Genomic DNA, 25,664 nt, shown 5'->3' on the forward strand with positions numbered 1-25,664 from the left:
GCGTAAATATCGGCTACCCATTGACAATACAACTCATTACGGAGACTACAATGGCTATCACCCCCGGCATGACAGCCGGCGGAAAGGCAGCGCCTTCCGCCGGCGGACTCACCCGGGAAGAACGCAAGGTCATCTTTGCGTCTTCCCTCGGCACGGTTTTCGAATGGTATGACTTCTACCTCTACGGCTCTCTCGCCGCAGTGATCGCCAAGCAGTTCTTCGTCGGCGACCCCACCACCACCTTCATCTTCGCCCTGCTGGCCTTCGCCGCGGGCTTCATCGTGCGCCCCTTCGGCGCGCTGGTGTTCGGACGGCTCGGCGACATGATCGGCCGCAAGTACACCTTCCTGGTCACCATCCTCATCATGGGCGGCTCGACCTTCATCGTCGGCCTGCTGCCCGGCTACGCCTCGATCGGCATCGCCGCGCCCATCATCCTGGTCTCGCTGCGCATCCTGCAGGGCCTGGCCCTGGGCGGAGAGTATGGCGGCGCCGCCACCTATGTGGCCGAGCATGCGCCGGAAGGCCGTCGCGGCTACTTCACCTCCTGGATCCAGACCACCGCCACGCTCGGCCTCTTCCTGTCGCTGCTGGTGATCCTGGGCGTGCGCACCTCGATGGACACCAAGGCCTTCGACGCCTGGGGCTGGCGCATTCCCTTCCTGGTGTCGGTGCTGCTGCTGGGCATTTCGGTATGGATCCGGATGTCGATGAGCGAGTCGCCTGCCTTCGCCAAGATGAAAGCCGAGGGCAAGACTTCGAAGGCGCCGCTGTCCGAAGCCTTCCTCACCTGGGGTAACGCCAAGATCGCCCTGCTGGCCCTGGTGGGCGTGGTGATGGGCCAGGCCGTGGTCTGGTACACCGGCCAGTTCTATGCGCTGTTCTTCCTGACCCAGACCCTGAAGATCGAACCCGCCGCCGCCAACATCATGATCGCGGTCGCACTGGCGCTGGCCACGCCTTTCTTCGTGATCTTCGGCTCGCTGTCCGACCGCATCGGCCGCAAGCCCATCATCATGGCCGGCTGCCTGATCGCGGCCCTGACCTACTTCCCGATCTTCAAGGGCCTGACCAGCTACGGCAACCCGGCCCTGGCCACCGCCCTGCAGAACTCGCCGGTGGTGGTGGTGGCCGACCCGGCCGACTGCCACTTCCAGTTCAAGGCGACCGGCAAGGAAATCTACTCCTCGTCCTGCGACATCGCGACCGCCCAGCTGACCGCCGCCTCGGTCAGCTACACCCGCCAGGATGCGCCCGCCGGCACCGTCGCCAGCGTCCACATCGGCGACAAGGTCTACCCGTCCTTCGCCGCCGCCAAGACGCCGGACGGCCTCGACCTCGACAAGGCCAGCAAGGCCCGCGAAGCCGCACTGAAATCCGACCTGGGCGCCTCCCTGAAGGCCGCCGGCTACCCGTCCAAGGCCGATCCGGCCACGATCAACAAGCCGATGGTAGTGGGGCTGCTGTTCGTGCTGGTGCTGTACGTGACCATGGTCTACGGCCCGGTGGCGGCGATGCTGGTCGAGATGTTCCCGACCCGGATCCGCTACACCTCGATGTCCCTGCCCTACCACATCGGTAACGGCTGGTTCGGCGGCCTGCTGCCGACCTTCGCCTTCGCGATGGTGGCGGCGAAAGGCGACATCTACTATGGCCTGTGGTATCCGATCGTCATCGCGGCGATCACCTTCGTGATCGGCATGCTGTTCGTGCGCGAGACGAAGAACAACAATATCTACGCGGCCGATTAACACCGCGTTGTGGTGGGCACCCTCGTGCCCACCTTTCTTGTGCGCGCCAACGAGGGCGCGAGACGATGTCTACTAGCGGCATCTCCACCATTCTTCCACTGGAACCCGAGCACGTATCCCAATCTCGGCCGTCCCACACCTTTGATTCACATCAAACTTCACAAGCCCCGCATACCTACGCTTGCACAGGCGGGTACCTTGCCTCGCCACTGGCGTTTCTCTCGCCTGACTTCCTATTCCAACTAGTTGCGTACCCGTTGTCCTGACTCACTCGATCATCGATCTATCCTGTTCTGAAGGGGGAAATGGAAATGCCGCAACAACTCAATCCAAGGATTTCAAAAAGAACTCCATTGCCTAGGCGAATTCCCGACACTCTCAACCAAGTGGTCATGCACGATGGGGGAGTCAATGCGTGGATGGATGACCCTGAAAATGGAACCCCGATCCAGCGTCCGGCACCGTCGCTGGACAATGGCAAACTGTCTTACCAAATCCAGGACGACGCGGTTCCTCTCGGGTTCTACTCCGTAGGTACCCCCAGTTTCCGCTATTGGAACGCCGCGGAATCCTTGCGGCGCGGAGCCGATTTCTGGCAGGCGCGGATCCCTGAGCTGACGTGGTTTGAAGACATCGGTCCAGAGATGCAAATCTTCCTTGACGAAGGGGAAGACTTCAATGCGTTCTACGATCGGACCGGGCTGAAATTCTTCCACGGCAATATCCCCGGAGGTGGCACGGTGTTTTCTGGCGAAAGCCCCGACATCCTCTGTCACGAGATGGGCCACGCCATCCTGGATGCGATCAGGCCGGATTTGTGGAATATCGCCGCCATGGAGGTGGGCGCCTTCCATGAATCGTTCGGGGACATGAGCTCGATCCTGTCGGCATTGCAGTTGCCCCTGATGCGTACTGCCGTCATGTCGGAAACCGGCGGCTACCTCAACCGGAGTTCGCGGCTGTCACGGCTGGCGGAACAACTCGGCCACGCCATACGCGAAATCTCCCCTAACGCTGTAGACCCGGACTGCCTGCGCAATGCGTCGAACCGCTTCATGTACGTGCCTCCGCTATCCCTCCCGTCGTCCGGCCCGGCATCGGCCCTTTCGGCGGAGCCGCACTCCTTCTCGCGCGTCTTCACGGGCGCCTTCCTGGATGCCTTGGCCGGCATGCTGCTGGCGGCTGCCCGTGATCCGGCGGCTCCGACGGAAGACGAGCTACTGAAAGTCAGTGAGCAGATGGGCGACATCCTGGTCGCCGGTGTGCGCAGCGCCGCTGCCGCTTCCGATTTCTACAGCCAAGTGGCCGGCGGCATGGTGCAGGCAGGGGGCCAGATCGATCCCGCATTCTCACGTCCGCTGAAGGCGGCGTTCGTCAAGCGCGGCATCCTGTCCGTGACCTCGGCGGCTTCTGTCCGGACTCTGGTCGAGGCGGCAAAGACCCTGTCGCGCCGGGCGGCGGGAGCAGCGGCGCCGGTTTCCCATGCCCCTACGCATCTCGCCCTCGACGGTAAGCAATACGGACTCGGCGACCAGGCGCTGCTCGTGGAAGCGCCTTCGCAACCGCGCCAATTCGCAGCCCACGCATCCCTCACCGACGTCGTCCCGGTCCAGGTGCCTAGTTCCGAAGTTGCGGCGCGCGGCTTCGTGGAGCAACTATTCAAGCAAGGGCGAGTCGATCTCAGCGGGGCGGTCGGCGACGCCGACCGTATCGATCCCTTGTCGGGATTGAAGACCCACAGGCTGGTGAAAGCCAACGGCGCCTTGCAGCTCAAGCGCGTGTTGTGCGATTGCGGCCTGAAACACGACTGACGGAGGCGCTGACGGAAATGAACGAGCGAGAGCGAAACCCGGGTAACAGCATCGTCCCCGACACCGTGGAGTCGCAGGCCTATGTCCGCGGCATCGTGGAGCGTGGCGAGGCTGCGCTGCCGGACAAGGATGGCAAGCTGCCGCGTGGCGTGACGCACGAGATTATCGGGCGCCACGACGCCAGCGGCTTGCCGATTCTGGTGCGCAGAAAGATGTACTAGCAAGTAGCCCGCGCCGGTGCATGGCCGGCTGGTGCGGGGCGCGGGGCGCGGCGACGCGGCTATTGGAGCGCCGGCGCCCTGCTCCACGCCCTCATCCGCATTGCGGCCCAGGCCGTCAGCATCGCCCCCGCCACCAGTACCAGCCGCGTATCGAACAGCGTCAGCACCGCACCGGCCGCCGCCATCAGGATGTTCGCCAGGCAGAAGGTCGTCGACAGCAGGCCCATCACGGCGCCCTGGCCGTGGCCGCCGAAACGGTCCGCCGCCCACACCTGGATCACCGCGTTGTAGCAGGCATGCGGCAGGCCGAACAGCATGATGCCGGCCAGGCCGATCCACAGCTGGCCGGTGCCCAGCGAGGCGATCGCCAGTGCCACCGCCACCGCCAGGAAGGCGGCGCGGCGCAGGGGATCGTCACGATTTTGCCGTCCGGCAAAAACAGCCGTGAAACTCATCAGCGCGCACATGCCGACGTTCACCAGCGAGATTGCACGGGTATCGTAGCGGCCGACCTCGACCAGCCACAGCGGATAGAACTCGTAGAAGGCGGTCACGCCGCAGGTGTAGGCCAGCTGGACCACGAACAGCATGCGCAGGCCGTCGTGGCGCAGCAGGTTGAAGGCATGCTTTTCACGCGCCACCGCCCACCAGCCGGGACCGTGGGCGCTCGGTTCGCGCTTGAGGCTGATCGCCACCAGCGCCGTCCCCAGCAGCAGCGCGCCGGCGGCGATATAGAAAGGCACGGTGATGCCGAAGGCTATCGTCAGCCCGGCCAGCAAGGGGCCGAACAGCCAGCCCAGGGTGAACGAGCCGTTCAGCCAGGACAGCGCATGGTTGCGCACCGGGCCCTCCAGCCGGTCGGCCAGCATGGCGCGGACGATGGCGCCTTGCCCTTCCAGCAGGCCGGTGCCGAAGCGCGCCAGCAGGAACAGCGGATAGGAACCCATCGCCAGCGCCCAGGCGGTCAGCACATGGCCGACGGCCGCGCCGGCCGCGGTCCACAGCAGCAGCGGACGGCGGCCGAAACGGTCGGACAGCGAGCCCAGCACGGCGGTGCCGATCAGCAGCCCGATCGGATTGACCATCAGGGCGATGGCGAACAGCAGCTTGGGCGGCAGGTTGAGGAAGCTGGTCAGACCGTTGGCGGCGCCCGCAGTTTCCACACCCGCGAAGAGCGGCGGCAGGATCGGGTAAGGCAGCGAAGCGCCGGTCGTCGACAGCAGGCCGAGCAGGCAGGCGGTCGCGATCAGGAGGGCATTTTTCACATCGGGCTCGAGTACGGTAAGGATATCGAGCCTAACATGAGCGAGGCCATGGGCGCATCAGGGGCATCTTTGTTACCGTCGTACCGCGCGCATGCGGGGCCACGAATCAGCTATTGAATCCCCGCCCCTCGGCCGCCAGCCGCTGCAGCAAGGAAGCCGGCTTCCAGGCCTCCCCATGATAAGCCCGCCCATATTTCTCGATCGCGGCAAGCACATTGGCCAGGCCCACGGTATCGGCATGGAACATCGGGCCGCCACGGTAGAGCGGGAAGCCGTAGCCGGTCAGGTAGACCATGTCGATGTCGGAGGCGCGCAGGGCAATACCCTCTTCCAGGATCTTCGCGCCCTCGTTGACCAGGGCGTAGACCAGGCGCTCGACGATTTCCTGGTCGGCGATCTCGCGGCGCTGGATGCCCAGGTCCTTCGAGTGCTGGACGATCATTTCGTCGACCCATTGCGAAGGATGCGGCGTGCGGTCGCCGGCCTGGTAGTCGTACCAGCCGCCGCCCGTCTTCTGGCCGAAGCGGCCCGCTTCGCACAGCAGGTCGGCGGTCTTCGAGTAGGCCACCTCCGGCATCTCGAGCGCGCGGCGCTTGCGGATGGCCCAGCCGATGTCGTTGCCGGCCAGGTCGCCCATGCGGAAAGGGCCCATGGCGAAGCCGAAGCCTTCGATCGCGCGGTCGACCTGTTGCGGCAGCGCGCCCTCGTCGAGCAGGAAGCCGGCCTGGCGGATGTACTGCTCGACCATGCGGTTGCCGATGAAACCGTCGCAGACGCCGCTCACCACGCCGATCTTCTTCAGCTTCTTCGACAGCGCCAGGGCGGTGGCCAGCACATCCTTGCCGGTCTGCGCGCCGCGCACGATCTCGAGCAGCTTCATCACGTTGGCCGGGCTGAAGAAGTGCAGGCCGATCACGTCCTGCGGGCGGGAAGTGAAGGAAGCGATCTTGTTCAGGTCCAGGGTCGAGGTGTTCGACGCCAGGATGGCGCCCGGGCGCATCACCTGGTCGAGCCGGCGGAACACGCTCTCCTTGACGCCCATGTCTTCGAACACCGCTTCGATCACGATGTCGGCCTGGGCGATGTCGGCGTAGTCGAGGCTGCCCTTCACCAGGACCATCCTCTGCTCGAATTTTTCCGGTGCCAGCTTGCCCTTTTTGACCGTGTTCTCGTAATTCTTGCGGATCGTGGCCAGGCCCTTGTCCAGCGCCTCCTGCTTCGTCTCGAGGATGGTGACGGGGATGCCGGCGTTCGCGAAGTTCATCGCGATGCCGCCGCCCATGGTGCCGGCGCCGATCACGGCGGCCGAGCCGATCTCGCGCACCGGCGTATCGGACGGCACGTCCGGGACCTTGCCGGCAGCGCGCTCGGCAAAGAAGGCGTGGCGCAGGGCCTTCGATTCGACGGTCTGGGTCAGGTGGATGAAGCGCGAGCGCTCGAACTTGCAGCCCTCTTCGAAGGGCATATTCACCGAGGCGGCGATGGTCTCGACACATTCCAGCGGCGCCGGGAAGGCCCCGGCAGCGGCCTTCACCCTGGCGCGGGCGGCATCGAGGAAGCCCTGGGCGTCGGCATGTTCGACCTTGCGCTCGCGGACCTTCGGCAGCGGAGGTGCGCCTGGGCGACGGACCTCAGCCATCTTGTTGGCGAAATCGACGGCGGCGGCCACCAGGTCGGTCCCGGCCGGGAATACCTCGTCGAACAGACTGCCGGCCAGCTTCTCGGACGATACCGGATTGCCGGATACGATCATGTCCAGCGCGGCCTCCAGGCCGATCACGCGCGGCAGGCGCTGGGTGCCGCCGGCGCCCGGCAACAGGCCGAGTTTTACTTCCGGCAGCGCGATCTGGGCGCCCGGCAGGGCCACGCGATAGTTGCAGCCCAGCGCCAGCTCCAGGCCGCCGCCCATGCAGACGCTGTGGATGGCAGCGACCACCGGCTTGCTTGAACCTTCCGCGGTGCGGATCAGGGTGTGCAGGGTCGGTTCGGTCAGGGCCTTGGGCGAATTGAATTCGCGGATGTCGGCGCCGCCCGAGAAGGCCTTGCCGGCGCCGGTGATCACGATCGCCTTGACCATGGGATCGGCTTCCGCGAGCTGCAGCGCCTCCACGGCGGCGGTGCGCGTCGCCAGCCCAAGACCGTTGACCGGCGGGTTGTTCAGCGTAATGACGGCGACGTTGTTCTGGACCTGGTAATCGGCGCTCATGGGGTCTCCCTTGGGTGGATTTTCGTATGTTGAAACTGCAACAGGCACTATAAGCGATAAAAGTACGGTCGTGTTATTCCGCAGCTGCGGTCGCGTACAGCCTGTACGCCACGCCGTGGCCTGCCAGCTCCAGCGGGCGCTCGTAGACCAGTCCCAGCTTTTCCAGCACCCGGCCGGACGCCGCATTCTCCGGATGTACCATGCCGACGATGCGCTTGACGCCGTGCTCGCGAACGCCCTGCGCCATCAGCACGCGCGCGCTCTCGGTCGCGTAGCCCTTGCCCCAGCAATCCGGCAGGAAGCGGTAGCCGACATCGACTTCATCGAGATCTTCCAGGTATTTCAGGCCGCTGAAGCCGACCAGGCGTGCGCTGCTCTTTTCGACCACCGCCATGCGGCCGTAGCCGTGCATCGCATAGTCGCGCAGCGGCCGGGTGCGCAGGATCTCGCGCGCTTCGTCGACCGTGGAGACCGGGGTGTCGCCGGTGTAGCGGATGATCTCCGGCAGCGTGATCAGGGGCAGCCAGGCTTCGGCATCGTCGAGGGTGAAGGGGCGCAGTATTAGGCGTTCGGTTTCCATCGGTTCTTTCCGGTTCTCAGTTAGTGGACGAATGCTGGCTTGCTGCTTCGTTCCGGGCCATCTGGTGCGCGGTCAGGGCACGGATGATGGCGCCCGGCGCTTCAAGTTCCTGGCTGACCAGGCCGCGCATTTCCTCGGTGGCCAGGCCTGCCAACGCGGCATCGACCAGCGCCCGGGCCTCGGCGTCGCGGCCGCGGCCACGCAGGATCGCGGCGCGCAGCCGCAGGTCTTTCGCAAAGTTGAACAGCTCCGCGATGAGCCTCGGTGCAGCGTGCGTAGGCGTGAGCAAGCGCTGGCCGCCGACCGTTTCGTTCAAGTAGGGCAGGAAACCCATCGGATCCGGCAGGAAGCGCTCGCCGAGGACAAAATCACCCGCCTCCACCACCGCCGGCAAGGCCATGAACGCCTCCCGCCGCGCATGCTCGGGCATCAGCGCATCGAACTGTACGAACAGTTCGTAGGTCGCGCGCGAATCCTCGAGGATGTCGCCGATCTGCGCGACCAGCCCGAAGCGCGTGGGCTGCGGCGAGTACTCGGCATGGCGGACACCGTAGAAGACGTCGCCGGCGAGCAGGCGGCGGCCCTGCTCCTCGCGCAGCCGGCTCAAGGCATCGCGCGCCGGCGGGTAGACCTCGAGCAGGAATATCCACTCGAGCAGGTCGAGATGACCCACGTACTCGTCCTGCCCGTCCGCCATCACCAGCGCGTAAACGTCGAGCAGGTGGCGCAAGGCATCCTCGTACCTGCCATCTTCCCGCGCCAGCATCGCTTCATGATGCGCCCCCTGGACCTTGCCGTCCTTATCCGTTCGGATCACGATAATTCACTCCTCGGCGATATGGATCTTGGCCTTCACATGCTTCAGGCTGGCCACGATGGTAAAGGTCATGATCACCAGCAGCGACCACGAACTCCATTTGCTGATGTGGACCACCGACCAGGCGCCCAGCTGGTTCGGATAGCGCCACACGCCCCAGAAGGTGCCGATGTTCTCGGCCATCCAGATGAAGAAGCCGGTCAGCACGAAGCCCAGCATCAGCGGCATGCGGCGGTCGCGGTCGAGGGGCCGGAACACCACCGTGGTGCGCGAATACAGGCCGAGGGCGCAGGCGGCCAGGTACCAGCGGTAGTCGCCGATATAGTGGTGGGTGAAGAAGTTCACATAGATCAGGATCGCAATCGTGGTCGCCATCCAGTAAGGCGGATGGTGGCGGATGCGCAGGTCGAGCAGGCGCCAGGCCTGCACGATATAGCTGCCGACCGCCGCGTACATGAAGCCCGAGAACAGCGGCACGCCGAAGATCTTGGTATAGCCGAAGTCCGGATAGCTCCAGGACTGGACGCTGCCCGACACCTTGAAGGCTTCCAGCGCGAAGCCGACCACGTGGAACAGGCAGACCGCCTTCAGCTCGTCCCAGGTCTCCAGCCTGACCTTCACCATCCACAGCTGAATCGCGATCGCCACCACCAATAGCAGGTCGTAGCGCGGGACTCCCCAAAGGCCGGCGCGCGGCATCAGGAAGATCGCGGCGAAGAACAGGCCGACGAACAGGCAGGCGCGCGCCTCCTTGACGCCGAAGTACAGGAACTCCACGAGGCCGCGGCGCAGGCCGGCCAGTGGCCGCGGGCGGTCGTCCATCAGGAAGCTGTCGATGGCGGATAGCATGCCGGCTCGATCAGGATGGTCGGGCGCTGTCGCGCTCGCGTTTCAGGTAGTGCGATGGCGGCTGGCCGACCAGCTTGCGGAAATCCGAGCTGAAATGGGCCTGGTCGAAGTAGCCGAGTTCCTGGGCCAGGGCGGCCAGGTCGGTTTCGCCGCCGGCCAGCCGGTCGGCCGCTTCGTGCAGGCGGAAGCGCCGAATGGTCCACTTCGGGCTCACGCCCACGTAGTCGCTGAACAGCTGCTGCAGGCTGCGCACGCTCGATCCGGCGGCCTCGGCCAGCTGCTCGACCTGGGTCAGGCCGGGCGTGGTCTCGGCCACCCGCAGGATGGCGGCGATGCGCTCGACCTGGGGATCGGGCGCCGGCAGCAGCGGGGCCAGCAAGCGGGTGCAGGCGGCGACCATGCCGGCGTCGTCCGGGCAGTCCAGCACGGCGTCCCGGGTGTCGGCTTCATCCCAGGGGAAGACCGCGGACAGGGCCAGCACCTGGTCGGTAATGGTATGCAGGGGCTTGCCGAGCAGTGCGCGGAAGGCGCCGGGCCGGAAGCGCAGGCCGCAGACCTTGCCCGCGCCTTTCAGCTCGTAGTCGAAGGCGCCGGTCGGCACGCCCCAGATACCGCTGCGGACGCGGTCGAACACCAGGTGCACGCAGGGATACGGGAGGGTGCGCTGGACGTAAGGCGGCTGGTCGCCGACGTCCCATTCGACGATCCAGAAATGGTCGAGAAACGGCGCCAGCCCGGGCGCGGGCAGATAGCGCTCCATGCGGAACATCTTGCGCGCCTGGGCGGGCGCGACCACGCCTTTCGGGCGGTCCTGGACGGTTGCGAGCGGTGTCATCGGGTGCCATTCATGGGATCGTCTGCCGGGATTCTAGCATTCGCGTTTTTACAAGACGGCAATTCTATGCGAGCCTATCCTGAGCGTCCTTACTCACCACGAGGACGCCATGAACCGCAGCATCACCCTGTTCCACGCCCCGCATTCGCGCTCCGGCGCCGTCCGCATCCTGCTCGAGGAGCTGGGCGCACCCTACACGATTGAAACCGTGAACCTGAAGACCAACGAGACCCACACGCCGCGCTACCTGGCCATCAACCCGATGGGCAAGGTGCCGGCCCTGCGCGTCGCGCAGGGACAGGACGAAGTGCTGGTGACCGAGCAGGCCGCCATCATAATCTACCTGGCGGACCTGTTCCCGCAGGCCGGCCTGGCGCCGGCCGTCGACGAACTGCAGCGCGGCGCCTGGCTGCGCTGGATGGCCTTCTACGGCTCCTGTTTCGAACCCGCGGTGGTCGACCGCGCGATGAAGCACGAAGCGGTGCCGTCCTCGACCTGCCCTTACGGCGACTACGACACCATGCTGTCCACGCTCACCCGACAGCTGCGCGCCGGCCCCTGGCTGCTGGGCGAGCGCTTCTCGGCGGCCGACATCCTGTGGGGCTATGCCCTGGCCTGGACCTCGGCCTTCCAGCTGGTGCCAGCGCTGCCCGAGTTCGTCGACTACGTCGCACGCTTCAATGCGCGGCCCTGCGCGCAGCGGGTCATCGACATGGATGCCGGGCTGGCGGCGGCGCAGGCCGCCTGAGTCTCAGGCCGCCGCCGGCGCCGCCGCTTCCTTGCTGCGCGCCGGCGCCTGGCGCGCGGCGCGCGGCTGCAGCACCATCAGCGACAGCAGCGCCGGCAGGCCCAGCAGCAGGCAGGCCAGGCACCAGGCCAGGCGGGGCCGAGGTCCGAGCGCGGCGCGGTGCGTCCACCAGAGGGCGCCCAGGGCGGACAGCAGCGCCAGCACGCCGGCCGCCGTCCAGGCCACGGCCGGCCGCTCGAGCAGCAGCGGCGCGAAGCGGCTGGCGCCGTAGTCCGGCACCGCACCCTTGTCGATCAGCAGGTCCGGCAGGCTCACCACCGCCTGCAGCAGCGGCGAGATCCACCAGTCCTTGTGCTCGAACAGCGCCGGGAAGTCATGGGCCAGCTCGCGCCGCGCGACTTCCGTTATCCGGCCGCCGGCATCCACCAGATACATCACCTGGGGCGCCGCGCCGACGCCATCGTAGCGGCGGTTGCCGGCGGTGAAACTCACCAGGGTGCCGTCCGCCACCGGCGCCGCATCGACCCGCTGGATGTCGCCGAAGGGCAGCGGCAGCGGGATGGAGGCGACCGGGACCGGCTGGCCGCCGCCGTCCTGCAGCAGCAGCACGCGGCGGTTTGTCAATATGGCGGTGCGGCGGCCCAGCACGGCGACACCGGCGCCCTGCTGCTCGGCGCCTTCGACATGAAGAACATGGGTCATGCGCAGGCTGCCATGCCTCAGCGCATACAGGTCGTGAGCGTTGACGAGATAGCCGTTGCGCTGGTTGTCACCAATCGGCATCGCCTGCGAATCGAATGGCGTGGCGTCGCCCACGCCGCCGGCGCCGAGCCAGCCGGACGGTGTGCCGAGACGCAGATGGCGGCCTCGGTACAGCATGCGGTCTTGGCTGAAGGTCCATACTTGCTGTAGATCGTCGTAGAACTCGACCCGGCCCCGGTTCGAGATGAGGTTCCGCACCGCATACCCACGAACTTGCGGACCGACCGAAGTGGCATCACCCGCAGCCAGCCCTGCGCGCCAGCCGGCCGCACGCGGGTCCGACGCGCCCGCCAGCCCCGCCTGCACGGCTTCGCGCGGCGTGAAGCGCTGCGCCTCCACCAGGCCGCCGGCCAACGCCTGCCCGCCCGACAGCGGGTGCACGCCCGCCATCATCTGGCCGACCTGGAACAGCATCGACCCGCCCCACAACAGGGCGATGTAGAAGCTCAGCTGCAGCGGCACCGCCGAGGCGATGGTGGCGACCGCATCGTCGCCGGTATAGCGGTTCGGCCGGAACACTGTGTAGACCAGGAACAGCAGCACCGCATTGCAGGCCAGCGCCAGCGCCAGCACGGTGCCGTAGCCAGCCAGGTGCACGGTCAGCAGGATGGGCAGCACCAGGATCACGAAGGCCCAGCGGCTGCGGTGCAGCATGATGTAGGCGCCGGCCAGCCAGGCGGATACCGTCGACAGGACCAGGTAGATCACGCCGGCATAATGGCGGACGTCGACCACCCGCTGGGTAAGCCGTTCCTGCAGACCCAGCACGATGAAGAGGGGCAGCGCCACCGCCAGCGCGATCAGCAGCACGGAGGCGAGTGCGATGCCCGCCAGGATGCGGCCGCGGTGCAGCGGCCGGTGCTGCAGCCAGATCCAGCGGCTCGGCTGGCGGTAGCTGCCGAACTGGTAGAGGCCGAAGCCCAGTCCGGACAGCGCATACAGCAGGAGCACCATGGCATGCAGCTCTTTCATGCCGTTGGCGATGTCGACGGGCTGGTTCAGCACCGTGACCAGCACCAGGCTGGCGGCAAAGTAGATGGCGGCGGCATTCCGGAAGCGCCGCAGCTCGGACAAGAACAGTTCGATCATTTGCTGTATTCCTTAAGCTTAAGCGGCGCGGCGGGCGCCGGCATGTCCATGGGAGAGGAAGGCGTTGACAGCGCGGTCCAGGCCCAGCGCCATGGCCTGCACGCGGCGCGCGCCCAGCAGCTTGAGGCGGGCCTCGAAGGCGGCGCCGTCCTGCTGGTCGAAAGTGACGATGTGGGTCAGGCCGTCGAGCTGCTGCACCTGCAGCACGCCCGGCATCTCGCGCACCTCGGGCGCCTTGAAGGGGAACTCCGCCACCCACAGCTGCACCCGTTCGCAGAAGTCGTCCGGCCCGCTCATGGTGCGCAGGCTGCCGCGTTCGAGGATCACCAGGTTGTCGGCCACGCGTTCGATCTCGTCCATCTGGTGCGAGCAGTAGACGATGGTCGAGCCGTCGTCGATGCTGGTCTGGAGCATCGCGTCCAGGAAGGCGCGCTTGGCGACCACGTCCAGGCCCAGGGTCGGCTCGTCGAGGATCAGCAGTTCCGGGCCCTGGGCCAGGGCCAGCGCCAGGTTCAGGCCGGCGCGTTCGCCGCGCGAGAGTTCGCCGACCCGCTGCGCGGGCAGCACATTGAAGTGGGACAGCACCTCGTCGAAGCGCGCGCCGTTCCAGCGCTGCCGCCCGTCCTGTTCGTAGTGGCGCTGCTGCATGCGCATCAGGTCGCGCACCCGCATCCAGCCGGGCAGCGTGTGCTCTTCGTTGACGAAGCCGATGCGGCCGCGCAGTTCCGGCGAGAGCCGGCCGCAGTCGTGGCCCAGCACGCGCGCCGAACCGGAAGTCAGGGGTTCGAAGCCCAGCAGCACGCGGAACAGCGAGGATTTGCCGGCCCCGTTGGCGCCGACGAAGGCATGGATGCCGCCGCGCGGCAGGCGCAGGCTGAGCCGGTCCAGCGCCAGCTTGCCCCTGAATTGCAGGCACAGGTCTTCGGTGTCGATGACGAATTCGCTTGGATGGTCGTTCATGCCGATTTCTTGTTTTCGTATTGAGAAAGCTCGCCCGCCACGCGGTCGAGGATGGTGTCGGCCGGATAGTCGAGTCCGATGACGTCGCCGACGAAACGGTCGACCGCCTCGTCGAGGCGGCGTGCGCGCTCGGCGTCCGACAGGCGCTGGCGCTGCTCGGCCACGTAAAGCCCCAGGCCGGCGCGCGACAGCAGCCAGCCCTCGGCCGTCAGCTCGGCATAGGCCTTGGCCACCGTGTTCGGGTTGATGGAGAGCTGCTGGGCCAGGCCGCGCACGCTGGGCAGGGCGTCGCCGGGAAGCAGCTCGCCGCCGGCCACGAGGCGTTTGATGCCGTCGGTGATCTGGCGGATGATGGGCCGCGGATCGCCGGTGACGATCTGCAGCATCAGGGGAGCACGCCGATTCATAGGAACCTCACTGTACTAGAACAGATAGTACAGTAGCACCGGCTCAAGCTGTGGTCAAGCAGGAAAGAATGGAGGACAATGCGGCGTCCCGAATGCCTTACCGAAGCCCAACGATGTTCAAACAGCTGAAACAACTCTTCGCACCGCGCCAGGCCGCCGCCATCCAGGACGAGCTGCTGGTCAATGCCTACTGCACCCTGAACGAGGTGCCGCCGCCTCCCTTCCCGCACCGCCTGCACGGACGACGCGACAGCGGCGATCCGGAGCTGCGCAGCGAACTCGGCGGCTTCCTGCACTACCTGCAGTCGCTGGGCGGCGGCAAGATGAGCAGCACCCGCTACCACGTCATGCGCCATATCCAGCGCACCCGCCACCAGCTCAGCTTCGGCGTCGTGCGCACCGATGCCGCCGCCATCGCCGCCCTCGCCGACTGGGCGCTGGCCGCCAACGCGCTGCTGCAACTGCCGGACGGCCAGCCGCGCGACCCGCATCTGAAGGTGCTGGTGTCGAGCAAGGACGGCGCCGCCGAAGCGGATGCCGTCGTGCCCTACCCGGCCGCCGCAGCGCGGCGCAAGGCCGCCACCGAAGCCCTGCTGTCCGCCCGCGGCCTGCAGCCCTCGCCCCACCTGCCGCCGCTGGTCGCCGAACCGGAATTGCGCCTGCGCGGGATACCGGAAGCCGGACGCCGCGCCGTCGCCCTGCTGGCGGTGGCGCTCAGGGCGGAATCGCTGGCGAGCGGGAATCCGCTGCCGGCGGAGGAACTGGAGCGCAAGCTGCCGGGCCTGAGCCAGGTTCTCAGCCCCGACGAAGCCGCCTTCATGGCCGTCGAACAGCCGGATGCCGCCGAACTGGCCCGGTTCTCATGGCGCTACGAGAGCCTGAAGACCCTGGAATGGGCGCTGGGCCTGGGCGACCTGCCCTGGCCGGACCAGCCCTGCGACGCCGCGCTGACCGCGCGCACCCTGCTGGAACGCCTCGAGGACGTCGCCGGCGACAAGCTCACGCTGCGCCCGCCGGCCGGGATCCTGGATGCCCTCGACCTGCACTACCGCCTGCACTGGCTGGTGCGCCAGGCCAGGAAGGAAGGCAAGCCGCTGCCGGAAGGCGTCGATCCGGGCGTGGTCTCGGAACGCCACCACAGCCTCAACTGGCTCACCTGCTTCGAAGACGCCGGCTGGGACGACACCGATACGCCCACCTGAATCCCGGTTGGTTCAGGTCCCGGGCAGGCGGTGGTCCCGGTACAGCTCGCGCAGGCGGTTCTTCTGGATCTTGCCGGTGCCGCCCAGCGGCAGGCTGTCGGTGAACACCACGTCGTCCGGCATCCAGAACTTCGCGATCTTCCCCTCGAAGAAGCCGAGCAGCTCTTCCCGCGTCAGCTGCGCGCCGGGCCGGCGCACCACCACCAGCAGCGGCCGCTCGTCCCACTTCGGATGATGGACCCCGATGCAGGCCGCCTGCATCACGGCCGGATGGGCCATCGCGATGTTCTCCAGGTCGATCGACCCGATCCACTCGCCGCCGGACTTGATCACGTCCTTGCTGCGGTCGGTGATCTGCATGAAGCCGTCCGGGTCGATGGTGGCGACGTCGCCGGTCGGGAACCAGCCGTCCTGCAGCACGTCGCCGCCTTCGTCGCGGAAGTAGCTGGCGACGATCCACGGCCCCTTCACCAGCAGGTGGCCGAAGCGCACGCCATCCCAGGGCAGCTCGACGCCGTCGTCGTCGACGATCTTCATGTCGACGCCATAGATCGCGTGACCCTGCTTCTGCAGGATTTTGCGCTGTTCCTCCTTCGGCAGCGCGAGGTGCTTGACCAGCAGTCCGCCGGTGGTGCCGAGCGGGGACATCTCCGTCATGCCCCAGCCGTGGATGACCTGCACGTCGAAGCGGTCGATCAGGGTATTCATCATCGCCGGCGGGCAGGCCGAGCCGCCGATCACGGTGCGGCGGAAGGTCGAGAACCGCAGCCCGTTCTGCAGCGCGTAGTTGATCAGGCCTAACCACACGGTCGGCACGCCGGCCGAGAAGGTCACGCCCTCCCGCTCGAACAGCTCGTACAGCGACTTGCCGTCCAGCTGGGCGCCGGGGAAGACCATCTTGGCGCCCGACAGCAGCACCGAGTACGGCAAGCCCCAGGCGTTCACATGGAACATCGGCACCACCGGCAGCACGGTGTCGCGGGCCGACACGTTCAGCACGTTCGGCATCGCCGATGCGTAGGCATGCAGCACGGTCGAGCGGTGCGAGTACAGCGCGCCCTTCGGATTGCCGGTCGTGCCCGAGGTGTAGCACAGGGCGGCGGCGGCGTTCTCGTCGAACAGGGGCCAGCTGTAGTCGCTTGACGCGGCCTCGATCAGTTCCTCGTAGCAGAGCAGGTTCGGGATGCGCGTTTCAAGCGGCATGTGGGCGCGATCGCTCATCAGCACGAAGGCTTTCACGCTCGCGCAGTGCGGCGCGATCGCCTCGACCAGCGGCAGGAAAGTCAGGTCGAAGAACAGCAGCTGGTCTTCCGCATGGTTGACGATATATGCGATCTGCTCCGGATGCAGGCGCGGATTGATGGTGTGCAGGACCGCGCCGGTGCCCGACACCGCGTAATAGAGTTCGAGGTGGCGGTAGCCGTTCCAGGCCAGGGTGCCGACCCGCTCGCCCATCGCGATGCCGCGCTCCACCAGCGCCCGCGCCAGGCGGCGGGCCCGCAGTTCGCAGTCGCGGTAGCTGTAGCGGTGCAGGTCCGTGAGGTCGGGCTCGACGCGCCGCGAGACGATTTCGCTGCCGCCGTAGTGCCGCGCGGCGAACTGGATGATGCTGGAGATCGAGAGCGGCTGGCTCATCATCTGCCCCGTGACGGGGCTCTGTGGATAGGACTGCATCGGGCCTCCTGTGGTCGTTGCGGCCGAGTGTGGGACGGCCTTGCGGAAAGCGTCAACGGTTTTCGATGCTGCGACGCATCAGAGCGGCTGGGTCGACCCCTTACTGAATGTAAGACGGGTGGGCTGCACACAAGCGTGCCCTGTCATCCCGCCGTCTGGGTTAGAATCCCGGCAACACGACCTGAACGCCCGACCAAGAAGGAAACGCCATTACCGCTGACGACCTGCCATTCGACAATTCCTTTGCTGAATTGCCGCCCGCGTTCTACACGCGGCTGATGCCGACGCCCCTGCCTGCGCCCTATTTCGTTGCGGCCAGCAGCAGGGCCGCGGCGCTGGCCGGGCTCGACCCGGCGCTTCTCGCCCAGGAAGATTTCGTCGCGGTCTTCAGCGGCAACCACGTACCGCCGCGTTCCGAGCCGCTGTCCGCCGTCTACTCGGGCCACCAGTTCGGCCACTGGGCCGGGCAACTGGGCGACGGCCGTGCCATCCTGCTGGGCCAGCTTAGCGGCCCCGCAGGTCCGATGGAACTGCAACTGAAGGGTGCCGGCCTGACGCCCTACTCGCGCATGGGCGACGGCCGCGCCGTGCTGCGTTCCTCGATCCGCGAATTCCTCTGCTCGGAAGCCATGGCCGCCCTCGGCATCCCGACCACGCGCGCCCTGATGCTGACCGGTTCGCACCAGCAGGTGGTGCGCGAAACCATCGAGACCGCCGCCGTCGCCACCCGCATCGCACCGAGCTTCGTGCGTTTCGGCTCCTTCGAGCACTGGCACTACCGCGGCAAGCAGGAAGAGCTGCGTATCCTGGCCGACTACGTGATCCGCGACTTCTATCCGGAACTGCAGAACACGGAGAACCCCTATCTGGAATTGCTGGCCGAAGTCACGCGCCGCACCGCGCGCATGATCGCGCACTGGCAGGCGGTCGGCTTCATGCATGGGGTCATGAACACGGACAATATGTCCATCCTCGGCATCACCCTGGATTACGGCCCCTTCGGCTTCATGGAAGCCTTCGACGTCGACCACATCTGCAACCACACCGACCAGGGCGGCCGCTATTCCTACTCGAACCAGGTGCCGGTCGGCCACTGGAACTGCTATGCACTGGCGAATGCCCTGCTGCCGCTGATCCAGGACAAGGAGGCCGCCGAGGCCGCGCTCGACGGCTATGTCGACGCCTATGGCGACAAGTTCGACGAACTGGTGCGCGCCAAGCTGGGCCTGGTCACGACGCAGGACGGCGACCGCGCCCTGGCCGATGCGATGTTCAAGCTGATGCACGAGAACCGCGTCGACTTCACCTTGTTCTTCCGCCGCCTGGGCGAGCTGCGTGTCGACGTGCTCGACGGCGACCGCGCCGAGGCTGATGCGCCGCTCCGCGACCTCTTCCTCGACCGTCCCGGCTTCGATGCCTGGGCGGTGGACTACCGCGCCCGCCTGCGCCAGGAAGCCAGCGTCGATGCCGTGCGCCGCGAGGCCATGCAGCGCGTCAATCCCAAATACATCCTGCGCAACTATCTGGCCCAGACCGCGATCGAAAAGGCGCAGAATGGTGATTTTTCCGAAGTCCGCAAGCTGCTCGCCGTGCTGGAACATCCCTTCGACGAGCAGCCGGAGAACGAACACTATGCGGCCCTGCCGCCGGACTGGGCATCCCACCTCGAGGTGAGCTGCTCCTCCTGACCCAATCATCAAGCATCAAGACGATCATCATGACCGAAAAACTGACCAAGACCGACGCCGAGTGGCGCGCCCAGCTCGACCCGATGGAATACCAGGTGACCCGCCACGCGGCCACCGAGCGCGCCTTCACCGGCAAATACTGGGACCACCACGAACACGGCATCTACCACTGCGTCTGCTGCAATACCCCGCTGTTCGAGTCCGACGCCAAGTTCGAGTCCGGCTGCGGCTGGCCCAGCTACTTCCGCGCCATCGACCCGGACAAGGTGATCGAGAAGGTCGACCGCAGCCATGGCATGGTGCGAACGGAGATCATCTGCGCCGTCTGCGACGCCCACCTGGGCCACGTGTTCGAAGACGGTCCGCCGCCGACCGGCCTGCGCTACTGCATCAATTCGGCCGCACTGCGCTTCGAAGCGGCATAATCACGGTTTTCACACTAGGTACGCGCACACGCATGAAATTCCTGTTCGACCTGTTCCCGGTCATTCTCTTCTTCGTCGTCTTCAAATTCGCCGACGGCCACCAGGAGGCGGCCCACGCCCTGGCGGTCCAGTACATGGGCGGCCTGATCGCCGGCGGCAACGTCACCCCGGCGCAGTCGCCGATCATGCTGGCCACCGCGGTCGGCATCGTCGCCACCGTGCTGCAGATCCTGTATCTGCTGGCGCGCGGCCGCAAGGTCGACGGCATGCTGTGGCTGTCGCTGGGCGTGATCGCCGTGACCGGCGGCGCCACCATCTACTTCCACGACGAGAACTTCATCAAGTGGAAGCCGACAATACTGTACTGGGTGTTCGCCCTGGCCCTGTTCGTGGCCCAGGTCGGGTTCCGCAACAACCTGGTGCGCAAGGTGATGGAAGCGCAGATCAAGCTGCCCGAACCCGTGTGGGCCAAGGTCGGCTATGCCTGGATGACCTTCTTCGCCCTGGTGGGCGTGCTGAACCTGGTCATGGCCTTCATCGTCTTCAAGGACAATACCGGCGCCTGGGTCAGCTTTAAGCTGTTCGGCGTGACCGGCATCTTCTTCGCCTTCATCGTCGTCCAGACCCTGATGCTGTCGAAGCACATTCAAGAACAGGAGGACGCATGAACATTCCAAGCGCAAGCAACGAGCGCGTCGAGCGCATCCGCTCCCTGCTGCAGGCCGCCCTGCAGCCTTCCCAGCTCGAGGTCGGCGACGATTCGCACCTGCACGCCGGCCATGCCGGCGCGGCCTCCGGCGGGGGCCATTACAGCGTCCGAATCGTTTCCGATCGCTTCGAGGGCCAGAGGCTCGTCATGCGCCATCGGCTGGTGTATGATGCCGTGCAAGGCATGATGCATACCGACATTCACGCACTGGCGATCACCGCCCTTGCGCCATCGGAATTGTCGATAGCCTGAGCCTTCAGGAAGTCTTAAGTAATCTGTTCGAAAATCTGCTACGTATTACAAGAACTAATCCAATCTCGTCCAAGCAACCCCCTCACAGGAACCACCATGACTTTTAAGCCAGCACGGCTGCTGTTAGCCCTGATCGCTATCGCCGCATCGTTTGCCACCTCGTCCTCGTTCGCCCAGAACCTCGCCGTCGTCAACGGCAAGGCGATCCCGTCCTCGCGCGCCGACCAGATGGTCAAGCAGGTCGTGGCCCAGGGCCAGGCAACCGATTCGCCGCAACTGCGTGAAGCGATCAAGAAGGACCTGATCGCCCGCGAAGTGATGATGCAGGAAGCGATCAAGCAGGGCTACGACAAGAACGCGGATGTGAAGCAGGCGCTGGAGAACGCCCGCCAGACCATCGTGATCACCGCCCTGGCCCGCGACTACATCGCCAAGCATCCGGTTACCGACGCCGAGATCAAGGCAGAGTACGACCGCTTCACCAAACAGACCGGCGACAAGGAATACCACGTGCGCCACATCCTGGTGGACAACGAAGCCGACGCCAACGCCATCATCGCCAAGCTGAAGAGCGGCGCCAAGTTCGAAGACCTGGCCAAGCAGTCGAAAGACACCGGCACCGCCAACAACGGCGGCGACCTGGATTGGGCCAGCCCGTCCTCCTTCCCGCCTGAATTCGCCGCCGGCTTCACCGGCCTGAGCAAAGGCCAGATCACCGAGAAGCCGGTCAAGACCCAGGTCGGCTACCACGTGATCAAGCTGGACGACGTCCGCCCGGCCAAGCTGCCGAGCCTGGATGAAGTCAAGCCGCAGATCGCCGACGCCCTGACCCAGCAGAAGCTGGCCTCGTACCAAGAGGAAATGGTCAAAAAGGCAAAGGTGCAGTAAGATGTAGCATCACCGGCGGCCCCCGTGCCGCCGGTTTTCGTCGCCTCGCGACTTTTCGTATTTGAATAGGATCGAATAAATGATTGTCAAGCCAGCCCGCCTGTTGTTAGCCATGACCGCGATGGTAGTCCTGCCGTCGTTCGCACAAAACGTCGCGACCGTCAATGGCAAGCCCATCCCCGCGGCCAAGGTCGACCAGGTCGTCAAGCAAGTTGTTGCCCAGGGCAAGGCCACCGATTCGCCGCAACTGCGCGAGGCGATCAAGCGCGACCTGATCGGCCGTGAAGTCCTGATCCAGGAAGCCGACAAGCAAGGCATCGGCACCCGTCCGGAAGTCAAGAACCAGATCGAGAATGCCCGCCAGAGCATCATCATCAATGCGATGCTGGCCGACTACATCAAGAAGCATCCGGTCACCGACGCCGAAATCAAGGCGGAGTACGACAAGTTCAAGGGCCAGGTCGGCGACAAGGAATACCACGCCCGCCACATCCTGGTCGGCACCGAAGACGAAGCCAAGGCCATCATCGCCAAGCTGAAGGGCGGCGCCAAGTTCGAAGACCTGGCCAAGCAGTCGAAGGATCCGGGTTCGGCACAGAACGGCGGCGACCTGGACTGGGCAAGCCCGGCCAACTTCGTGCCTGAGTTCTCGAAGGCCATGACCTCGCTGGGCAAGGGCCAGATCACCGAAACCCCGGTCAAGACCCAGTTCGGCTACCACGTCATCAAGCTGGAAGACACCCGCGCGGCCAAGATCCCGCCGCTGGAAGAAGTCAAGCAGCAGGTCGGAGAACAGCTGCAGCAGCGTAAGCTGGCAGCCTTCCGCGAAGAGCTGATGAAGAAAGCCAAGATCCAGTAATCGGGTCTTGCGACCGAAAAAGCGCTCCGGACCGGAGCGCTTTTTTTTGACCGAAGCTTTTTCCCACCGCCTAACCCTCGGGCCACCATGCACGCTCACCGCGGCCGCTCGCTGCCGCTCCGCCACCTGCTGATCCTCCTGACCGCGATCGGGCTGCTGCCCCTCGCGCTGCTCGGCATCTGGAGCATCCACGTGGCCAGCGAATACCGCCAGCGCGAGCAGGAGCGTGCGATGCTGGACCTGTCCCGCGCCCTGTCCAGCGCCGTCGACGCCGAACTCGATTCGACCGTCGCCTCGCTGTCGACCCTGGCCCGCGTCCCGGCCCTGATGGAGGGCGACCTGCGCGGCTTCTATGAGGTGGCGCGCGCGCATGCCCAGTCCCAGCCGGAGTGGCTGGGTGTCTTCCTGGCCGACGACACGGGCCAAACCATATTCCGTACCACCATGCCCTTCGGCTCGCCGGCCGGCGAAGCCGCCGATCCGCGCAGCCTGCGCCTGGCACTCAGCCTGCACCGCCCCGTGGTCGGCGGCATCGTGCGCGGCAAGGGCGGCCGCGCCGCCGTCCCGGTGCGGATCCCCGTCAGCGACAACCGCGGCCACGGCTATGTGCTGAGCGCCGTGATCCGCCCGGACCGCATCGTGCACGTGTTCGAGCGCCAGCGCGCGCCCTCGGATTCCGTGATCGGCGCGATCGACGCCTACGGCCGCATCGTGGCCCGCTCCAGGAACCAGGACCTGTTCGTCACCCAGCAGATCACGCCCGGCCTGCAGGACCTGATGCGCCGGCAGGGCCCGGAAGGCGCCGGCGCCACCCACACCAAGGAAGGCGACCCCGTCACCACCGCCTACAGCGGCCTGTCGCGCTACGGCTGGACCGTGGTGGTCAACAGCCCGGCCGCCGGCCCGCGTACCGCCTTCCTGCAAGGCATGGGCACCTACGCGGCCGGCGTCGGCATCTCACTGGCGATCTGCATCGCCCTCGCCTATTGGCTGTCATGGCGCATCGTCGCCGCCTTCAATCATTTGCGCCGGGCCGCGGCTGCGGTCGGCGCCGGACGTCCCTTCAGCGTGCCGCATTCGCGCATCCGCGAACTGGGCCGCATGGGCCGCGCTCTCGAAGCCGCAGGACACCAGCGCGCCCGCCACGAACTCGAGCGCTCGCGCCTGCTGGCCTCGCTCGAAGACGCGCTCGAGCAGGCGCGCCGTGCCGGCCAGGCCAAGGACGAATTCCTGGCCGTGCTGGGCCACGAGCTGCGCAATCCGCTCAGCCCCATCGTCGCCTCGCTCGACCTGATGGACATGCGCGACGAACCCGGTGCGCGGCGCGAGCGCGCCATCATGCGGCGCCAGCTCACTCATCTGAAACGCCTGGTCGACGATCTGCTCGACGTCTCGCGCATCGCTTCCGGCAAGCTGAACCTGCACCTGCGCCCGCTCGACCTGGCCGAGACCGTGCGCCACACGGTCGCCGCCCTGCCCGGCCTCGCCATCACCCTCGAGGCGCCGGACACGCTCTGGATCGAAGGCGACGACAGCCGCCTGGTGCAGGTCCTGAACAACCTGCTGTCCAACGCGGCCCGCTTCGGCAGCACCGCCACCCAGGTCAGCCTGGTGGCCGACCACGACGCCGGCCACGCCCGCCTTCGAGTCGAGGACAACGGCATCGGCATGGACGCCAGCCTGCTGTCGCGCGTCTTCGAGCCCTTCTACCAGGCACCCCAGCCGCTGGCGCGCCATACCGGTGGTCTCGGCCTGGGACTGGCCATCGTGCGCAAGATCGTCGAGCTGCACGGCGGCAGCGTCAGCGCCGCCAGCGCCGGCCCGGACCAGGGCAGCCGCTTCGAGGTGCTGCTGCCGCTCGCCGCTGCCCCGGCCAGGCTCGCAACGGACGCCCCGGTCATCGCCCAGGAATCCTGGCGCATCCTGCTGGTCGACGACAACGAAGACGCCGCCGCCGGCACCGGCACCCTGCTGCGGCAGCTGGGGCACGCCGTCGACATCGCACACAAGGCCATGCAGGCGCTCGCCGCCGCGCGCGCCCGGCCGCCCGAAATCGCGATTCTCGACATCGGCCTGCCCGACATGGACGGCTACCAGCTCGCCGCCGCCCTGCGCCAGGAGCACGGCAAGGCGCTGCGCCTGGTGGCCTTGTCGGGGTATGGCCAGCAGGCCGACATCGAACGCGCCCGCGACGCCGGCTTCGACCTCCACCTGACCAAGCCGGCCTCGCTGGAGGACCTGGTCCGCGCACTGCAGCCGGCTAGCCCTGCGCCAGTGACTTGAGGGCCCGCTCCAGCGCGCGGACCTTCGCGCGCATTGCGGGCAGATTGCGCAGCAGGGCCGCGCTGCGCTCCCACTCGGCATTCGGCGCGATCGGGTAGAAGCCGGTGTAGCGGCCAGGCTCGGAAATCGAATTCGCCACCAGGGTGCCGGCCGTGATGTGGACATGGTCCGCAATCTCGATATGACCGTTGACCATGGCCGCGCCGCCGAAGGTGCAATGCCTGCCGATGTGCGCGCTGCCGGCGACGCCGACACAGCCCGCCATCGCCGTGTGGGCGCCGATGCGGCAGTTGTGGCCGATCTGGATCTGGTTGTCGAGCTTGACGCCATCCTCGATGATGGTGTCGTCGAGGGCGCCGCGGTCGACGCTCGTGTTACAGCCGATGTCGACGTCGTCCCCGATCACCACCCGCCCGATCTGCGGGATCTTGATGTAGACCCCGTCCTCCATGGCGAAGCCAAAACCGTCGCCGCCGATCACGGCGCCGGAATGCAGGATGCCGCGCGCGCCGATGACGCAGCGGGCGTGGAAGGTGACGTTGGCGAAGAAATGGGTGTATTCGCCGACCACCGCCTCGGGGCCGATATAGCAGCCGGCATCGATGACCGCACCGGCCTTGACCACCGCATTCGCCTCTACCGTGACGTGGGCGCCGACATGGGCCGCTGGGTCGATGCGCGCGCTTCCGTGCACGGCCGCCGTCGGATGGATGCCCGGCCCGGGCACGGCGCGCGGCAGCAGGTACTGCGCGGCGCGCGCGAAAAAGGCGTACGGATTGGCCGTGACGATGCGGGCGCCTTCGAAGGTGGCCGCCACCCCCGGCACGTCCGCCGGCGAAAGGATCAGCGCCGCGGCCCTGCTGTGAGCCGCGAGCGGGCGCATCCTGCTGTTGCCAAGGAAGCTGATCTCGCCAGGGCCGGCGCGCTCCAGCGGAGCGATCGTCGACACTTCGACGCCGGGATCGCCTTCGAGCTGTCCGCCGAAGCGCTCGACCAGCTCGCCTACCCGTATAGCCATGCGCTGCCCTCCCCGGTTGTCGATAACGGATTGGACAGCGCTGCTGGGTCAGCAGTTCCGTCGGCCACGATCGATTGGTATCAGACAGGGGAAAGCAAGTTCAATACCAGCTATCGATACATTTTTATTTTCAATGACTTGGCGACGCAGTCGCTCCGCAAGCCTGACCAACTGTCAATCCTCTCGACAGTGCATGCCCGTACGCAAGCACAAAAAGGCTGTGTGCGCGTTAATTATGTGAACTGAAACGGGTTGCGCAGGTCATACGCATTGTCGAGTTAACTCATGTGGAGTGACGATGCCGGGCCCGACCTTCGATCAACTGTTCGGCTTGTTAACGGCGGCAAGCCTGGCTACCCCGGACG

At 66.4% G+C, this 25,664-nt stretch carries 23 protein-coding genes; 12 read left to right on the plus strand and 11 right to left on the minus strand.

The features are described 5' to 3' along the window. Positions 1-50: 50 nt before the first annotated feature. The 3 genes from AC1DOP_RS12595 to AC1DOP_RS12605 all read left to right on the plus strand — a co-directional run bounded on the left by AC1DOP_RS12595 (position 51) and on the right by AC1DOP_RS12605 (position 3,783). Complete coding sequence (locus tag AC1DOP_RS12595) at positions 51-1,751, plus strand: MFS transporter (protein WP_442121312.1); 1,701 nt, start codon at positions 51-53, stop codon at positions 1,749-1,751. A 419-nt stretch (positions 1,752-2,170) separates the two neighbouring features. Further along, complete coding sequence (locus AC1DOP_RS12600) at positions 2,171-3,562, plus strand: gluzincin family metallopeptidase (protein WP_442121311.1); 1,392 nt, start codon at positions 2,171-2,173, stop codon at positions 3,560-3,562. A 17-nt stretch (positions 3,563-3,579) separates the two neighbouring features. Next, positions 3,580-3,783 carry a hypothetical protein gene (locus tag AC1DOP_RS12605; RefSeq protein WP_442121310.1) on the plus strand — a complete coding sequence of 68 codons (204 nt, stop codon included), beginning with the start codon at positions 3,580-3,582 and terminating at the stop codon, positions 3,781-3,783. Positions 3,784-3,842: 59 nt separating this feature from the next. Here the strand turns inward: AC1DOP_RS12605 and AC1DOP_RS12610 are convergent, their stop codons facing one another. The 6 genes from AC1DOP_RS12610 to AC1DOP_RS12635 all read right to left on the minus strand — a co-directional run bounded on the left by AC1DOP_RS12610 (position 3,843) and on the right by AC1DOP_RS12635 (position 10,335). Beyond that, a complete protein-coding gene (locus tag AC1DOP_RS12610) occupies positions 3,843-5,048 on the minus strand; it encodes an MFS transporter (RefSeq protein ID WP_442121309.1) in 1,206 nt (401 codons plus the stop codon). 106 nt (positions 5,049-5,154) lie between these two features. Further along, complete coding sequence (locus tag AC1DOP_RS12615; protein WP_477251487.1) at positions 5,155-7,254, minus strand: 3-hydroxyacyl-CoA dehydrogenase NAD-binding domain-containing protein; 2,100 nt, start codon at positions 7,252-7,254, stop codon at positions 5,155-5,157. A gap of 73 nt (positions 7,255-7,327) precedes the next feature. After that, positions 7,328-7,834 carry a GNAT family N-acetyltransferase gene (locus AC1DOP_RS12620; RefSeq protein WP_477251489.1) on the minus strand — a complete coding sequence of 169 codons (507 nt, stop codon included), beginning with the start codon at positions 7,832-7,834 and terminating at the stop codon, positions 7,328-7,330. Between the two features lie 16 nt (positions 7,835-7,850). After that, complete coding sequence (locus AC1DOP_RS12625) at positions 7,851-8,651, minus strand: hypothetical protein (RefSeq protein WP_477251491.1); 801 nt, start codon at positions 8,649-8,651, stop codon at positions 7,851-7,853. A 6-nt stretch (positions 8,652-8,657) separates the two neighbouring features. Beyond that, a complete protein-coding gene (locus AC1DOP_RS12630) occupies positions 8,658-9,473 on the minus strand; it encodes a DUF817 domain-containing protein (RefSeq protein WP_442121533.1) in 816 nt (271 codons plus the stop codon). A 37-nt stretch (positions 9,474-9,510) separates the two neighbouring features. Next, positions 9,511-10,335 carry a DUF6597 domain-containing transcriptional factor gene (locus tag AC1DOP_RS12635; protein WP_477251493.1) on the minus strand — a complete coding sequence of 275 codons (825 nt, stop codon included), beginning with the start codon at positions 10,333-10,335 and terminating at the stop codon, positions 9,511-9,513. Between the two features lie 109 nt (positions 10,336-10,444). On the opposite strand from AC1DOP_RS12635, the gene AC1DOP_RS12640 reads away from it, so the two are divergent. Next, positions 10,445-11,083 (plus strand): glutathione S-transferase family protein, encoded by a 639-nt coding sequence (locus tag AC1DOP_RS12640; protein ID WP_477251495.1) that lies wholly within the window; start codon positions 10,445-10,447, stop codon positions 11,081-11,083. 3 nt (positions 11,084-11,086) lie between these two features. Here the strand turns inward: AC1DOP_RS12640 and AC1DOP_RS12645 are convergent, their stop codons facing one another. From AC1DOP_RS12645 to AC1DOP_RS12655, 3 genes are read right to left on the minus strand one after another with little or no spacing between them, the layout of a single operon-like run. Beyond that, the gene (locus tag AC1DOP_RS12645) at positions 11,087-12,934 is read right to left on the minus strand and encodes a hypothetical protein (RefSeq protein WP_477251497.1); all 1,848 of its coding nucleotides are present in this window, start codon (positions 12,932-12,934) and stop codon (positions 11,087-11,089) included. An 18-nt stretch (positions 12,935-12,952) separates the two neighbouring features. Then, positions 12,953-13,894 (minus strand): ABC transporter ATP-binding protein, encoded by a 942-nt coding sequence (locus AC1DOP_RS12650; protein ID WP_477251499.1) that lies wholly within the window; start codon positions 13,892-13,894, stop codon positions 12,953-12,955. Beyond that, positions 13,891-14,301: a GntR family transcriptional regulator gene (locus AC1DOP_RS12655; RefSeq protein ID WP_442121301.1), complete on the minus strand. Its 411-nt coding sequence runs from the start codon at positions 14,299-14,301 to the stop codon at positions 13,891-13,893. Before AC1DOP_RS12655 ends, AC1DOP_RS12650 begins: the two co-directional genes overlap by 4 nt. Before the next feature lie 113 nt (positions 14,302-14,414). On the opposite strand from AC1DOP_RS12655, the gene AC1DOP_RS12660 reads away from it, so the two are divergent. Continuing rightward, entirely contained in the window at positions 14,415-15,503 is a 1,089-nt protein-coding gene (locus AC1DOP_RS12660; RefSeq protein WP_477251501.1) for a DUF4272 domain-containing protein, read from the plus strand. 12 nt (positions 15,504-15,515) lie between these two features. On the opposite strand, the gene AC1DOP_RS12665 is transcribed toward AC1DOP_RS12660, so the two are convergent. Next, positions 15,516-17,177 (minus strand): 3-(methylthio)propionyl-CoA ligase, encoded by a 1,662-nt coding sequence (locus AC1DOP_RS12665; RefSeq protein ID WP_477251503.1) that lies wholly within the window; start codon positions 17,175-17,177, stop codon positions 15,516-15,518. A gap of 209 nt (positions 17,178-17,386) precedes the next feature. Between AC1DOP_RS12665 and AC1DOP_RS12670 the strand changes: the two genes are divergently transcribed. The 7 genes from AC1DOP_RS12670 to AC1DOP_RS12700 all read left to right on the plus strand — a co-directional run bounded on the left by AC1DOP_RS12670 (position 17,387) and on the right by AC1DOP_RS12700 (position 24,281). Next, positions 17,387-18,865: a protein adenylyltransferase SelO gene (locus AC1DOP_RS12670; protein WP_477251525.1), complete on the plus strand. Its 1,479-nt coding sequence runs from the start codon at positions 17,387-17,389 to the stop codon at positions 18,863-18,865. A gap of 29 nt (positions 18,866-18,894) precedes the next feature. Next, the gene (gene msrB / locus AC1DOP_RS12675) at positions 18,895-19,290 is read left to right on the plus strand and encodes a peptide-methionine (R)-S-oxide reductase MsrB (RefSeq protein ID WP_442121298.1); all 396 of its coding nucleotides are present in this window, start codon (positions 18,895-18,897) and stop codon (positions 19,288-19,290) included. A gap of 32 nt (positions 19,291-19,322) precedes the next feature. Beyond that, positions 19,323-19,958, plus strand: a complete 636-nt coding sequence (locus tag AC1DOP_RS12680; RefSeq protein WP_477251506.1) for a septation protein A — start codon at positions 19,323-19,325, stop codon at positions 19,956-19,958. After that, the gene (locus AC1DOP_RS12685; protein WP_442121296.1) at positions 19,955-20,251 is read left to right on the plus strand and encodes a BolA family protein; all 297 of its coding nucleotides are present in this window, start codon (positions 19,955-19,957) and stop codon (positions 20,249-20,251) included. The genes AC1DOP_RS12680 and AC1DOP_RS12685 overlap by 4 nt, the downstream gene beginning before the upstream one ends. Before the next feature lie 96 nt (positions 20,252-20,347). Beyond that, a complete protein-coding gene (locus AC1DOP_RS12690; protein ID WP_477251508.1) occupies positions 20,348-21,139 on the plus strand; it encodes a peptidylprolyl isomerase in 792 nt (263 codons plus the stop codon). A gap of 79 nt (positions 21,140-21,218) precedes the next feature. Then, complete coding sequence (locus AC1DOP_RS12695; RefSeq protein ID WP_442121294.1) at positions 21,219-21,998, plus strand: peptidylprolyl isomerase; 780 nt, start codon at positions 21,219-21,221, stop codon at positions 21,996-21,998. A gap of 87 nt (positions 21,999-22,085) precedes the next feature. Further along, complete coding sequence (locus tag AC1DOP_RS12700) at positions 22,086-24,281, plus strand: hybrid sensor histidine kinase/response regulator (RefSeq protein WP_477251511.1); 2,196 nt, start codon at positions 22,086-22,088, stop codon at positions 24,279-24,281. On the opposite strand, the gene lpxD is transcribed toward AC1DOP_RS12700, so the two are convergent. After that, a complete protein-coding gene (gene lpxD, locus AC1DOP_RS12705) occupies positions 24,259-25,299 on the minus strand; it encodes a UDP-3-O-(3-hydroxymyristoyl)glucosamine N-acyltransferase (RefSeq protein ID WP_442121292.1) in 1,041 nt (346 codons plus the stop codon). The two genes, AC1DOP_RS12700 and lpxD, sit on opposite strands and share 23 nt — an antisense overlap. Positions 25,300-25,664 lie beyond the last annotated feature (365 nt).

This window comes from Massilia sp. 01N410 (genome assembly GCF_056399665.1).